Here is a 15873-nt window from a genome sequence, read left to right on the forward strand (position 1 = left end):
ATTTCTGAATGAATTTTAATATGTTTGTTCATATAAATATTAACCCCCTTGTAAATTTCGCCTAACGTCCCTAGGGTTCGCGACGTCTAGCTCAAACCTCCTATAACTTGTCCATCCTCTAAAACTTTCATATGTAATTTCTACTTTCACCTAAACTATTAGCCTAGATGTCGCTAACCCTATGTTAGCTGAAGTACACATCGAATCAAAACAATTCTATCAATGAGTCATATTCTTCAATAGCATACCTATCTGTCATCCCTGATATATAATCTGCAATTGTTCTAATACCATTTTCTTCATATAATTCATAAGTAGATTTAGGCAAGGTGTCTTTAGGATATTCTTTATAATATTCATACAACACTTCTACAATTTTTTCTCCTCTCCTATCCATTTCTTTTATTCGGAAATCATTAAAACATTTTTTATTAATATATTTATGAAAGTCATTTACTAATTTTTCTATTTTATTGAGTTTAATATATTCTTTATCTATTTCATAAGCCCTTATATCATCCTCTAAATTTTCTTCTGCATCTTCTATTAATTTAGAAACTAAATAATCTACTAGGTGCTTAATAACAGTTTCTTTCATTAAATCTTTATTACAATTTTCAATCTTCTTTGTAAAGTTCATATTTCTTTTTTCTATAAAATATTTTTGGAGATTTTCAAACAACTCATGATCTAAAAAATCATTTAAAGATACTATTTTATAACGCAAAAAATCATCCATATCATGAGTTATTTGAGCTATTTCATCTGCAACTGCAACTACTTGTCCTTCTAAAGTTACAGAAAAATCTTTATCTAAATATAGACCTTCACAAAACTTTGGTAAGTTAGCATACTTATCAGTATGCTTTAAAATCCCTTCTAAAAGAGGTATAGTAAGTCTTAAACCTTTATAACTGTATTTTTTCTCTAAACAATTCAATATTCTAACACTTTGTATATTATGTTTGAAATCTCCTACATTGTCTTCATTTAATAACTTATTTAACTTTCTTTCAGCTACATGACCAAAAGGAGTATGTCCAACATCATGTCCTAATGAAATAGCCTCAACCAAGTCAATATTTAATCCAAGTTGGGTAGCAATTGTTCTTGCAATCTGGGAAACTTCTAAACTATGAGTTAATCTTGTTCGCAAATGATCACCGGTTTGTGTTAGATAAACCTGTGTTTTATACTCCATTCTTCTAAAAGATTTTGAATGTATTATTCTATCCCGATCTCTTTGAAATTTTGTTCTAATTGGATGTTGTTTTACACTATCTACTCTTTTGGCATTATAACTAAAACAAGCATATGGTTTCAAATCATTTTTTTCTTTTTGTTCCAGATCTTTTCTTTTAATCATTCCCACACCTCCAGTTTTCTAATGTGTATTTCAGCTAACGTCCCTGGGATTTGCGACGTCCACTATTGCTCCTATATTTTTGCTTATCCTCCTGAATTTCATAAGTCAGCGCGTGCCCCTTGCCATTATCCTCTGCATCTGATGTCGCTCAATCCCATGTTATACGATGCAGCTGCTTTTGCTAGAACGTCCTTTCACTGCCCAATTCTCAAGAATATACGCATAAGCTAAGCACTTCGCAAGCGTGAGAAAAATCAAAATTTTGCTTAAAATACTTAATCAGCAAAACAATAATTTGATTTGCTACCGCTCCTATCTCAAACCTTGCATTATAGAAAAGAGATTTCTAGAAGTTAGAGTAGATAATATTAATCTCCACTCTTGATATTACTATCCTACAAAATTATAATCTACTCTTACCCACCCAAACCTACATCTAAACTTTCTAACTACTCTCCAATTCTGCTCCTCTTACTAACCCAAATTCTATATCTCATAAAATCTTGAGACCAACTCATGTTAGTTTTGACTTTTAAAATATATTTAAATGTTTTTTTATCTACTATAACTTCTTTGCTATTAACCTTGCTCGCTGCTACGAGTAATCTAAGCTTAAAATATTATAAAAAAGCAGGTGTTTCGTATAACGTCCCGCAGCTTCGCGACGTCCCACTAATGCTCTTATAATTTAGCTTAATGCTCCCTGAATTTCATAAGTCATTCTCAGCTCCATTTATGCATTGCAACTGGATGTCGCTAAGTTGCTGTTATAGGAAGTCGGGCGTCTTCCAAAACTATTCTTCTTCAAATAAACCAAGTTCTATATCTGCAGAAGATATTATCGGGCGAATTTGGGCTTTTAACCATCTTGCAAATTTTTCCCCTTTCCCTATCAATGCATTATCAACTGTATCAGGGTCAAAATTAAATTTCCCAGTTAAATAACCTATTTGACTAGAAAACTCTCTTAAAATAATTTCCGGTAACTCATTTAAAAGAATTGCCAAAAAATCTATCCTTTCTGTCTCAGAACCTTTTTTATATTCTTGTGCAAAATTCTTAGTAATTAAACCAATATACTTTTCCATAATTTTCATACTATCGTCATACAATTTATTTATGTATTGTTCATTTACCATTACTGGAGCATTAATTGATTTTAATATTTTTGTAAAATTTATTCCCCAAATAATCCACAAAACCTTTTTTGCTTTAGAGTTTAATTTTAATTTATATTGTTCAAAACACTCTTCAATCAATTTACTCTCTCTATAAGAACAATAAAATTCTACATTTTTAATCAATTGAATTAGTTTCTTAAAGGAAATATCTAACTCTAATAATTCTTCTATATTTATTTTCTCTTCTAATCCACTCATATAATTAATTACTAGCACTAACATATTTAATGCCTTTTTCTTCTCACCACTTTTTTTATAAAGCAAGGATAATTCTCTTAATGCATTAATATCTTTTTCATATACTTCAAGTTTATATTCAAAAAAACCCTTAGCTTTATCTATAAATTGATTATCATTTCTCCATAATTCACTTAAAATTGAAGCTTTCAAATTTAGTAAAGCTTTATAATCTGGAGATATTTCGAGTCCTTTATTCACAGTATTTAAAGCTTCTTCATAATTATCAAGCTCAATCAAAAATCTAGCTTTCCAAAACCAAATATGCGGCCATCTATATGCTAATTCTTCTCCTTTCTTCAAAGCACCATTTAATAAAGCTAACCCTTCTTTATATTCGTTAAAAACTTTTGCTAATGTAACTCCCTTGCTAACTAACGCTTCTATATTACTTGGATTTAATTCTAAAGCTTTATCAAAACATTCAATTTCTTGCTCATGATTTCCTAAATGATAATAACATGTTCCTAGATTTTTCCAAATTAAGTCATTTTTATTATCCTCCAAAGCTTCTAAGTAATATTCTTTTGCCGTCTCGTATTCTCCTAAAGCACTTAAAGTGTTAGCCAAATTATAATAAATGCCCCAATTATCCAATTCAGAAACTAAACCTTCAAATATATTTTTAGCTAATACTAATTTGTGTTTTGAATTGGAGGAAATGCCATATTCCGCTAATATACATCCTTTGATCATCAATGACTGACTAAAATCAGAACTTATATCTAAAGAATAATTTATATATTTTAATGCTTTTTTATAATTATATAAGCTGTAATAACATCCTGCTATAGCATTATATACTAACTTATCATCTTCTGAATTATCCAATAAATCTTTCAGCTTAGGTATTGCCTTCTCATACTTTTTATTCAAATAAAGTTGCCAAGCTTTTTCCTCTTGTTGGTCTTTAGGAGGAGTAGTATTAGTTACTTGTTCAAGATTATTTTCAATATATTTTTCTGGAATTCCCAAATACTTCTTTGCTAAATCTTTATTTCCTTCTTCTAATTGCAATCTAAGCCAATCTCTATGATATATTTTTAAATCCCAACCGTAATCTTCTTTAGCTTTTTCTTCAAGTTTATCCATTTGATTTCCAGTAACATTTTGGGTAGTAACAAATACAAATTTATCTATCTCATGTCCATATTTTTTTACCTTTTCAAGCTCTTTTTTTAACTTGATTTTCCAATCTTTCCTTAAACTATACTGAAAAAACACTCTTTCATTCTCTCCATTTTTCCCCCGATGCAACTCAACTTCTGCATCTCTCCCCCTATCATGTACTCTTCCTAATGGAACAATATTTTTAAAACCATTTCTATACATTAAATCACTACATAATCTTTCAAATACAAATGGATCCGTTTCGTTATCAAGAGTCCACAATACTGGATTAAACAATTAAATTCCCTCCTCCATTCTCTACTTTTATATTCGTTTTTTGAATAGCTCAAGCCCGATTTCCTATAACGTCCCTGGGGTTCGCGACGTCATATATTTCTTTCATTACTAATTATAAACCTAAATTTTATAAGTCATTGCGGCAACAATAATCTCTAACACTTATGATGTCGCTAACCCTATGTTATATGACGTCTCCTTGATTTACATCCAAGGCCAAGCTTGTTTCTCTAAAATTTTATGTCCTAAAAACTTTTTTCTAAATTCTTTTTCATTTTTTCTAATCTGATTTTTTATTGTATCTAAATTATCTTTGAAGAAATTATATTTAATATAATTATTATCTTTATTAATTTTTATATCCTTAACCCATACCCAAAACCTTCTATCAACCCCCTGTAAAAATAACCTAAATGATCTCCAAGCTTTTACTTCATTTTCTTCATTTAAAAATTCATTAAACCAATATTTAGCATATATATTTTTATTAAATCTTTTAAGACTCTCATTTGCTACCTTATCTAACCAAGTTTTAGGTTCCTCCTTATAATGCTCCTGAAGAATTTCTCCTGCTTCTTCACTATTCAAAAACCCAAGTATTGTCATAGCACGGGTTTGCTTAAATAATATCTCAGAATTTATTTCTTCATCTATTTTATTCCATAGCCAATCACACGCTTGTCCAGTTTCAGCTAATATTGATAATTCTAATAAATCCTGATCCACTTTACATCTCTTTAAATAATTATTCCATTCTTTTTCTATCACTTCATTATCAGAAACATTAAAAACCGCATAATCAAGTAAAGGAATATGAGTATTTTTATCAGTAAAACAAACTATATCATCTATTTCATTTAACTTTCTATATAATTTTATTCCTTTTTCAGGAGTAATCTCAATCATTTTTTTACATATAGTTTCATACAAACCTTTATTAAAAATAACTTTTTTAATTGCATCTGGTTTCTCATCTAATACTGGTTCTATCAACCTATCTATTATTTCATCTTCCTTTAAAATTAATCCTATAACATCACTATCCAATCTCTTTACAAACCAAGTATTGCCAGCTTTCTTTTGCTTATTAACTATATTTTTAATAAGTTGAATATTTTTTTCTTTTTCCTCTTCTTTTTTTTCAGGAGACAATAATTTTTCTAGATCCTTTTCACTACTTTTTGAACCCCCTCCCCAAGAAAAGTTTCTATCAATAAATTTCACTCCATTAGAAGACCGTTTTGATCTATAAAAATCTATTGCTTTAACTTCTTTATCACTATTACATTTTACTTCAATCTTAGAAGTTAATTTTAATAAATCTTCATTATTATCAACAAATTTATCAATAAATAAATTTATATCCTCGATATATTGCTTAATATCTTCTTCGTTTTCACCTCTGCATTTTACTGCATATCCTAAATAAGCCGGATCAATAATATCACGTAAATTAGAATATGATATCTTTTCAGCATACTCACAAAGCAAGAGACTTCCCCAATGATTTTCTTTTAATCCATTCGAAGAATCCCAACACCAAGAATTATTTATCATCTTTTTCACTACTGGTTTATATCTATTTTTATAAAAAATTTCAAATGCTGTACCCCTTATCTCCGTTATATAATCATTATTAATATACTTTATGATTTTTTCTAATACTCTTTCCGGAATCTCTTCAGAATTAACGGACATAAACCACAAAATACGTGCTAATTTTTCTTCATCTGATTCGGTATTTAATTTATCTAATACTTTGTCCCAATCAGCGATTCTTTTAAACTTATACTTATACCCTAATAAATTTAACGCATTATTTTTCCTATCAATTAAATAATCCAATTGCTCATTCCAATCTAAATTAACTAATACAAGTTTAAATAAATATTGCTTTGCATATTCTTCTGCCTCATTAATATCTTTATCACTATGGAGTTTTTGCCAAATGTTAAAAATTTTTTAAATTCTTTTTCGGTAAATATTAAATAATGTTTTAATAAGAAAAAAGTTAATTGTTCCAAGGAAACATCCTTACGATTATTAAGATCTAAAACTATATTATGAATGAAATCTACTAATTTTTCAGGTGCAGATGTATAAAATATAGGTTCAATATCTTCTAATTTACTATCTTCAACAGTTTTAAATCTATTAATTCGAATATCACTTACATCAATACTTTCAAATAAAGATGGTAATTTTTCTTTTACTTTCTTAGGAACAGTTAAACTAGGGTCTATACAAAATGGATTAATCTTTTTAGCAATTGACATCAAATTTAAATCCTCTCTATTTAAACACTCTTCTATATCCTTGTGTTTCAATTGACCAAAAAACTTACATGGATCTTCCTCATATTTTTTCTTCAAAGGATGTTCAGGAAATAAATCATCTGGTAAGTTTTGTTTAATTTTATATGCTTTTCGACTACCTTCAAATGAAAGCAACCTATAAGCTGCCTTTTTAGTTATTTTGTTATCTATTGAAATAAGATTTTTTACCTCTTCTTTTATACCTTCCCAAACTGAAGATTGAGCAGAATTAACTACCCACTTGAAAAGTTTATATTTATTAGATCTACCCATAATGGACTCAGCAACACATCCTATTGCTATTGCATGAATAAAAACTGATCTTGGCAAATGGGAAATAACTGCTAAAGCAAATCTTCCTAGCCTTAATAAACCATCATTTTCTATAACCATTATCTTATAACCATAATAATCTAAAACTCCTGGTTCTAGTTTTAATCCTATACAAGATTCAATTTCTTCTCTTATTTCTTCCCCTTCCCTTTCACCTCGTCTTTGAAACGGAAATCCTTCTGGATGTATATAGCCTAACCATTTTTCAAAAGTTGATATAATAAAATCTGAATTCTTTAACAAATTATCCCAAGAAAGAAAAGCATCCATAATTAAATCTTGAACCCAGGGGTCATTATACTCATTTCGCCAAATTTTTTCTGCCAAAAGTGTATAAGATTTTTTATCTAATGGAAAATACGCAAAAAAGGTTTCTTGAACTTTTTGTCCACTATTTTGGCTATTTACCCAAGCAAACAACAATGAAACTTTAATATCTTCGGGACAGTCTAACATAAATGAATGCAAAACTGCAGCTTCACATATCTTTGCTTTAACATCCATCCCTATATATGGTTCAAGCCATTTTCCTATTACATCATTTAAGTTTTGATTCTCATTATATGCTTCTTCCGCTTGCTCTACTAATAATAATCCAAATCCAAGATTTAATAAATTTTCATCTACTTTGTATTTCCCACTTTGTCTTCTTAAAATCCCTCCAGTACATAAATCATCTAATAATATTTCTTTTTCTCTAATGAAACCAGGTAATAATTCCTCTACTTCACTTATTAATACTTTTTCCTTTCCCTTCTTATATTTTAAAGCAAGCTCTTTAATAATATTTCTAAAGCTATTATTATCTAATTCTGTTAAATTATCTTTTCTCTCCAATCTATCTTTCCAATCTTCATATATCAAACGTGCTGCAGTTACGTCTCCTGATTTAGTTATACGATCACGAAATTTAACCATTAAATCAAAATAACGAGGCTTTCGTATCATTGGTAATAAATCATTTGAAATATCATTTATATTTAAATCAAAATGACTAAGAGCTGCAGTTAATTCTTCATCATTATAAGGAGGAATTATCTCCTCTCTCTTGTTTAAATAACTCAAGTCACTAAAAACGCGTTCCCAATATGCTGTTCTAGAAGTAATAATTAAAGCAATCTTATCTTTCCAAGAATCATCTGATAGGTGTTCTAACAATTTTCTCCAATGTTTCAAACTATATCGTTCATTTATTCCATCAAGAACTATAAGCATTAATGGTTTCTCGTCTATTGATTTGTTTAACCAATTATCAATCTTGTTTAAACAAAACTCCAAATTATTAAAATTTTGTCTTTTATTTATGACATTAGCTAATATCTCTCTAGGAGATGTTTCATTAACATTCCTTGAAGAAAGAAATACTACTGATGGAAATTCATTATTTTCTTCTATTTTATTAGCAATCCAAGAAGCAACCGTCCAACTTTTCCCATCTCCTTCTTCTCCCAATACAGCTAAAAAACTTTTATTACTTCCCCAATTATAATACCAATCATCTATCTTATCCCATGCTAAATCTCTTTTAATAAGTGTCTGTGAATCTTCTTTAACATTAAGTAATTGTCCATATTCTTTTCTACTTTTATCTTCACTAGTAAAACAATTTATTAACCAGTTGTTTTGGAGTTTTTTCCAATGGTTATACCCAATTTCTGCAGTATCAAATTTATTCTTTAAATTTTTTAACATACTATCATAATTTTTATTTTGTCTAATTTCTTCAAACCTTAAACTTAACTCTTCTTTTTCTCCCTGAGACAATTTTGATTCAAGAAAATCAAAAATTATTTTTTCAGCTTGAGCATATAAAACTTCTAAAAATGAAATATCAGGAAACTCATTATTTTTTGAAATACCTTCAAAAACTATACCTTCTCTTAAAGCCTTATTCGATAACTCACTATGTAATTGTGAAGGAATAAACTTAGTGGTCACAAGAACCCATAAATCTAAAAATGGAATATAATCACATGCCTGATCCATTTCTCCTAATAACTCTCGAGAGTTCAGAGTAGTACTTTCCTTGTATCTTTTACATTCAATAGCAATTACACTTCCATCTATAAAATCTGAACTCATATCTCTCCCAAGCTGTCTTCCCGAATCGGCAAGATGAAACTTATATCCAGTTAAGTTTTCTAACAATTTTACTATTAAACCTTCAAACCCATCTGGTCCAGTAGAACTAAGCTTCTCATAAACTAAATCAATTGCATTAGAAGACATAAATAGATCCCACCTTAATATTTAAATATTTGCTTTATAATGTTTTTAAGGAGATGTCATATAACGTCCCTGGGATTCGCGACGTCTCGCTACTGCTACTTTACTTTTGCATATTCTCCTGAATTTCGTAAGTCAGTGCTTAAATCCTGCCCTATCCTCTGCACCTAGATGTTGCTAATCCCATGTTAGAAGAAGTTGCCGATGATTTATCATTAATCTCTATTATGCAACTAAACTATTTTAGTACTTTTAAAACTTAATTTATCAATTTCTGAAAAATAATTCTTTATGTTTGTTATAATTAAAATAAGTTGCCTATACTTATTCTACACTAACAGGGGGGGCTATAAAGATTGAATGATTAAAATATTTTGCGGTATTATTGATATTTTATCTATTCCAAGGATATTTATTATTTTTAATATCCTGTTCTTTATCTAGTATTTTTCAATAAGATATAGAACTAATGTCCAAATTACGTGAAATTTATAGTGCTTAAAACCATATGGTCAAGGTGAATTTACTTCTAGAAGTAATACTTTTGAATAGAAATTACCATGTTTGCTATCATAAATCTATCTCTTTCGAAGCTGTATCAAACATTTTAGACACATTTAATATTCTAGCAATCTCTACATTTAACTGCTACGCTAATTTAAAGAAACCTCCATAGTAATAGATTTAGTCGCACCTGCTTCTAATATTCCTGTCTCAGTAGTCCCTTGATAAATTCCACTCTCTACTTTCCCATTGATAGTTCCTGATAATTTAGCTACTAATGTATAATTATTATTAGATGGTAAATAAAGACCAATACCTCCAATATCACTTAAACTACTACCTGTTTTAGTTTTATTTTTTACTACTTTTGCATTTTTACCATTAATATCATAATCACTCTCTTCATAAATTATCAACTCTACTTCTGTAATTATAATCTTATCTTCTGCTTTTGTATTCACTGATTGTACACCAATTCCGCCTCCTCCTATTTGAAAATTAATCACAACTCCACTTTCTCCCACTTTTTCTACCTTCTTCACTCTACTTTCACTCTGTAAATTACCAGCACTATCCTCAGCAACAAAGAATATATCATACTCTGTTCCTGCATTAAGACTGTCAATTGTAATCTCTTTTATTGTATCAGCTGAAATTGAATTACTATTTCCAGCTGATTTTACTTCACTTGCTGTTGGCTTTGTTACTCCATCAGATATAACTTTATAATAAATTGTTCCCTCTTCATCTACTTGGGAACTTATTCCTACGCTACTTGCATCTGCTGTTGTTGTGATATTAGGCTCCGTTGTCCAGTTAGGAGCTGTCTTATCTATCGTTATTTTCATTGCATCTGTATTACTGGAAGTATTTCCTGCATCATCTGTCTGTCTTGCTACCAAATTGTGAGTCTTTTCTTTTGATAATGTCACTTCGGAACTATACTCAGTCCAACTTGTTCCTCCATCTTTTGAATACTCTATTGTTGCTCCTGTCTCTCCTGAAATCGTAAAAGTCTGATTGCTATTATATGTTCCCGTACTTATATCTTCTATTGTCGGGCTTGATGGAGCTACACTATCTTTAAATACTGCTACTAAGGTAATATCATTTGTCATCTCTACTGTTAGCGAATTATCTGTATTTCCATCATAACCACTACCTTCCCAGTGATCAAAACTATGTTCTCCTTTTCCACTAGGCGTAAGAGTTACTTCCTTACCTTCTTCATACTTATCTTTTAAAGGTTCTACTGTTACTTCTCCTGTACCATCTGTTTTAGGCTCTACTGTTAAATTATATTTCTTTACACTATCATCATCTGAACATCCTACTACTCCTACCAACAACATCAAGGCTAATCCTATTACTATCAATTTCTTAAAACTCATTTTTTGCCTCCTTATTTTAATTTTGCTTCTTTTATAAAATATATGTTTACACTTTCAACTCTTAGAGAATATAGTGCTTTTTATTTATTAACCAAAACACCTATAAATTTAAGTGTTGTAAACAAAATAACCTCTTGAAAATATTAAACTAAGGCAATTTCTTCTAACGTCCCTAGGGTTCGCGACGTCTAGCTCAACTCTCTTATAACTTGTCTTTCCTATAAAACTTACATATGTAATCCTTAACTTTGCCTAACCTCCTAGCCTAGATGTCGCTAACCCTATGTTAGATGAAGTTCAGCTTTATAATACAACTTATTTAGCTCTAAACAAACTATTATCTATAATAAAAGTCCTTTTTTAATACTTCCTTTATAAAACAAAATTATTGGCTATATAAAAATTTCATTTGTCTATTTATATATCACGCATAATAATTTTATTAAGTATGTTCAAAACTATATTCTCATAGTTTGAGCTCCTACAGCAAATCACTTATTATTAATATTAGTTAAAAGTTTATCATCTGGTTTATGCTTTTTAATATAATTTAATATTGTATTAACAGAAAACTCAGAAAATAATTTGTAAGACATCTTTTTAAGTCTTTTTTTATGTTTTTTAAATAATTTCTCTCCAACATTATTATCTAATAATTCTCCAGTTGACCCATTAAAATATAATGTATGATTCTTACCAAATATATCTTGATAATATACTTTGACAAATATTATTTCCTCTGCTTTTCCTAGGATTTTTTCATTTTTTTTAGCATGTTTAGCTAGAGTTCTACTTAAAGAAGATCTTTTTAAATTGTTTTTAAAGCCAATAAATTTATAAATTAAATTATTATCACTAACTATTTGCTTACTTACTCCAAAAAATGAATTAGCAGGAATATAATATTTATCAGTATCATATTTAACTTTTAAAAATACTATAGAAGAACATTTTAATTCATAGAAATTTCCACCATTATTGTATATATTGATATGTTGATTAATATATCTATCATTAATTCTTTTGTCACCAAGATAAGTATGTATATTAAAATGAGGATATACTTTTTGTCGGTAAATAACTGTCTGTTGCTTAGCTGTCTCAGCCTGTTGTTTAGCTATCTCAGCTTGTCTATCAGATATATAAACTCCAACACTGGAAACAATTATTGCCATTAAACTCAAAAGGACTTCCTGAGAAAAAATCTTATTAACAATTTTAGAAAATTTATTATTAACATCATTTTCACAAATGTATTTTCCGATAAAAAAAGAAATAACTGCTGTCAATAATAAAGATATTATATAGTATAAGTATCTCATTTAAATTCCTCCTAATTAAAAATACTCTCACTTATAGCTGAATTTCATCTAACGTCCCTAGGGTTCGCGACGTCTAGCTCCCCCCTACTATAACTTGTCCTACCTCTAAAACTTTCATATGTAATCCCGAGCTTCACCTATCCTCTTAGCCTAGATGTCGCTAACCCTATGTTATATGATGTTATTTAAATCTTATAAATCCATTATATTTGTATAAAACTCACCTCTTTCTGCAAATGTTCTCACTTTTTTATATATTGCATCTTTAAAATTAATCTCACGTTCAAAAATAATTGCAAGTTCTTGTACCGTCATTAAAATAATTCTCACTTTTCTCCCATCCGAAAAAGTTTGTAAAGCTTCTTCAGAATAACCAGAATCACTAATAAATAAACCTCTAGTAAAACCGGATTTTGATGCTACTTTTGAATTAAAATTAACTAAAGAACTTTTACCAACTGGATTTTTAGTCCATTTTGCTTCTAACAAATAAACTTCATTTTGAAACACAAAACTACCATCAATTTGTTCTCCAATTATTTTAAAACTTTTTTTTAGGATCTAAATCATTTTCTAAAAACAATTTATATAAAAATTTTTCAAACTTATACCCTCTTTTCTGAGGACTATTAATTTCTTTTAATTCATTCAATAAATTTGAGAATTTTGCAAAATCAAACTTATTTTTATTTCTTCTTTCTTCAGATTTATTTTTAACTTTTTTTGTTTTCTTTCCAACTAACCGATTCCCAATATCAACACATTTATTAAATGCTTTTTTCTCATCCTCTTTAATTCCAAGATGAGTTTGTTTATATTTTAATAATTCTAATAACAATTTGCCTACTTGTTTATCATTAAAATCTTTTATAAGTTTTCTTAATAATTTAGCTTTTGAAGCATAATTATATTTTTCATAAACATCTATTTGAAGACTATCAAAAACAAATCTTTGAAAATCTGTATTAGAAAAATCTAAAACATAGCCTCCGCCCATTTCAAATATTTTTTCAAAATATTTTTGTTCTGTAAATGATAAATTAGCCATAATCCTCCCCCCTATATAATAAAATTATAATGTTTAATAATATATTTTGGTTTCCAAAATGAAAATTACTAGACCATATATTATCAAATTTAGCAAATAACTATCTTCCCTTGCTATTTAACTACTATTTAGTATATTATTTTACTTTTATGCTCTGACTTTTGACTCCTTTTATGCGAAGAAACATTTTAAATAATGTCATATAACGTCCCGCAGCTTCGCGACGTCTCATTATTGCTACTCTATTTTGCCTATCCTCTTAAATTTCATAAGTCAGTGCTGCAATCCTGCCCTTCCTCTGCACCTAGATGTCGCTAAGTTGCTGTTATCCGATGTATCTCATGGACACTCATAAAAATATTCTAATCTTTCAAATAATTATCAAACCATTCTATAATCTTACGATCTCTTTTTTCTCCTTTGTTTCGCAAACCATGATATGAATTTGGAAAAATCATTAGTTTGTAGTCTTTATCCTCATTATTTAGTCTTTCACTTAAATTTTTAGCTTGTTTAACATCTACTTTACTATCCCATTCTCCATGCATAATCAAAACTGGAACATCTATTTCCCCAGGCCAATAATAAGCAGAACGGTCTTTATATTCTTGCTTATATTTTGATGGGGAACCTCCAATTAATTCTTCATATACTTTTTTCATTTTCATTCCTCTATCTTTATAATTTTGAATCAAATTAGAAACACCACCTATTACAGCTGCTGCCTCTATATCTACATTATTTTTTATAGCTAAATAAGTCATCATTCCTCCACGAGAAAATCCTAACATCCCTATTTTATCTTTGTTGACGAATTTTAAACTTTTAGCAAGAGGAACTAAATTTAAAACATCATTAATATCTTTTCCACCAAGTTCTTCTTTTCCTTGCCCACCATCTACTCCTCTGTATTGAGATGCTATTACTACATATCCTTGAGAAGCAAATGAAGAAAGCCATATTAATTTATTTTTATTTACTTTCCCAAACTCTCGATTCCCACCACGATTAAATATAATAACTGGATGTTTTCCATTTTCTTTTGGTCTTATTACAAATCCTTCTATTTTTAACTTATCACTTAAATATTTAATCTTATAATATTTGCATTTGTTAAAAAGATTTTCTTTTAAACTCTTTAGCTGAGCCTCATTAAATCTAGATTTAGATTTAGCATAAGGCATCATACTAAGTTTCTTCTGGGAAATGATTTTACCATTTGAATTTTTCAATGAATCTAGGTCCTGTTTCATTCCTGATCCTGCTATAAAATTAAGCCAAACAATCACTCCCAATAAACACAATAATATTTAAAAAATCAATGATTTTTTCTTCAAATCAATTTCACCTCTTTAAAGATAAATAATGAGATATGTCGGATAACGTCCCTGGGCTTCGCGACGTCTGAGCTTACTTTCGATAAAACCACTCTCGTTCGTTAAAACAAAACACTCTGATATAAGTCATCTCTACCTTCCTACTAAGGCTCATATGTCGCTAAGCCCATGTTATATGACGTCGGGCTGGTTTTAATTTAGTCTAATTGGCACCTTCCTATATCAGCACTAGTTTTCCATCTTTTCCGAGCTTGTTGATCAATATGATCTCCTAAATCAAGTAAAAGTTTACACATCTCAAAATACCATTGAAAATCAATGTCTACAGATTCATATCTTTTTTGTAGCATTTTAGGTATGTCTTCCTTATCATAATTAGACATTTTGGTTAAATATTTTTTGGAAGCATGTCCTTCATTATGAACTATCACATGTCTTAACTGAATTAAATTACTAACCACTTCTAAACTAATAGGAGCTTTTTTATGAATCCCAATATGAAAACGAGATTCATATTGAGAAACAATCTTAGTATATGGTTTCATCATTAAATTAGTAAGCAATTCACAAATTATATCATCCTTTAATTCATCATAATTATCAAACTTAGCAATTCTTGAAGCAGTAAACTTCTTTTTAGACTTCTTTAATATATCATTAAAGTAATAAATATCCCATCCTAATTCCCAAAGAAACTTTTCATAATGTCCAACTAACTGAGTTAATGAAGTATAAAATAATCTTTTAATCATTTTTTCTTTCAAACTTTTTTGCTTTTCTGAAATTATTTTTATCTGAGGTATATTTAATGAAGACTCTATATCCTTAGTTTCAAAGTTGAATTCTGGCTCAATGATATCAATTGACTCATAGGCATCACTATTGAAAGCCATAACAATTATTTCCCCAGTATAATTTACAAGTTCTCTTACTCTGAGATAAAAGTCACTTAAAGGATCAGTATAAAACTCAGGTAATTCTTTGCTATACGGTAAATTTAAAATATCTTTTGACATAATCCCCCTCCTCTTTTCAGTAATTTCTTTACATAGCCCGATGTCATATAACGTCCCTGGGATTCGCGACGTCTCATTGCTGCTCCTATACTTTACCTATTCTCCTAAATTTCATAAGTCAGTTCTGCAACCCTGCATATCCCTCTTAGCCTAGATGTCGCTAATCGCATGTTATGCGAAGTCCATATAA

Annotated in this window: 10 protein-coding genes; all 10 read right to left on the reverse strand. The window is 29.1% G+C overall.

What is annotated here, in order from left to right; all coding sequences use genetic code 11:
• Positions 1 to 205: 205 nt before the first annotated feature.
• Positions 206 to 1366: a deoxyguanosinetriphosphate triphosphohydrolase family protein gene (locus JOC47_RS14815; RefSeq protein ID WP_204703170.1), complete on the reverse strand. Its 1161-nt coding sequence runs from the start codon at positions 1364 to 1366 to the stop codon at positions 206 to 208.
• Between the two features lie 794 nt (positions 1367 to 2160).
• Entirely contained in the window at positions 2161 to 4191 is a 2031-nt protein-coding gene (locus JOC47_RS14820) for a tetratricopeptide repeat protein (RefSeq protein ID WP_204703172.1), read from the reverse strand.
• 204 nt (positions 4192 to 4395) lie between these two features.
• Complete coding sequence (locus JOC47_RS14825) at positions 4396 to 6036, reverse strand: hypothetical protein (RefSeq protein WP_204703174.1); 1641 nt, start codon at positions 6034 to 6036, stop codon at positions 4396 to 4398.
• Positions 6037 to 6059: 23 nt separating this feature from the next.
• Positions 6060 to 9068: a PDDEXK family nuclease gene (locus JOC47_RS14830; protein ID WP_204703175.1), complete on the reverse strand. Its 3009-nt coding sequence runs from the start codon at positions 9066 to 9068 to the stop codon at positions 6060 to 6062.
• 650 nt (positions 9069 to 9718) lie between these two features.
• Positions 9719 to 10960 carry an InlB B-repeat-containing protein gene (locus tag JOC47_RS14835; protein WP_204703177.1) on the reverse strand — a complete coding sequence of 414 codons (1242 nt, stop codon included), beginning with the start codon at positions 10958 to 10960 and terminating at the stop codon, positions 9719 to 9721.
• A 491-nt stretch (positions 10961 to 11451) separates the two neighbouring features.
• Positions 11452 to 12282 carry a hypothetical protein gene (locus JOC47_RS14840; protein WP_204703179.1) on the reverse strand — a complete coding sequence of 277 codons (831 nt, stop codon included), beginning with the start codon at positions 12280 to 12282 and terminating at the stop codon, positions 11452 to 11454.
• A gap of 192 nt (positions 12283 to 12474) precedes the next feature.
• On the reverse strand, positions 12475 to 12792 hold the full coding sequence (locus JOC47_RS14845; RefSeq protein ID WP_204703181.1) for a restriction endonuclease: 318 nt from the start codon (positions 12790 to 12792) through the stop codon (positions 12475 to 12477).
• Between the two features lie 31 nt (positions 12793 to 12823).
• Complete coding sequence (locus JOC47_RS14850; protein ID WP_204703183.1) at positions 12824 to 13330, reverse strand: hypothetical protein; 507 nt, start codon at positions 13328 to 13330, stop codon at positions 12824 to 12826.
• 362 nt (positions 13331 to 13692) lie between these two features.
• A complete protein-coding gene (locus tag JOC47_RS14855; protein ID WP_204703185.1) occupies positions 13693 to 14583 on the reverse strand; it encodes an alpha/beta hydrolase family protein in 891 nt (296 codons plus the stop codon).
• Between the two features lie 281 nt (positions 14584 to 14864).
• On the reverse strand, positions 14865 to 15683 hold the full coding sequence (locus tag JOC47_RS14860; protein WP_204703186.1) for a hypothetical protein: 819 nt from the start codon (positions 15681 to 15683) through the stop codon (positions 14865 to 14867).
• Positions 15684 to 15873: the final 190 nt, after the last annotated feature.

This window comes from Halanaerobacter jeridensis (genome assembly GCF_016908315.1).
GTDB classification, from domain to species: Bacteria; Bacillota; Halanaerobiia; order Halobacteroidales; family Halobacteroidaceae; genus Halanaerobacter; species Halanaerobacter jeridensis.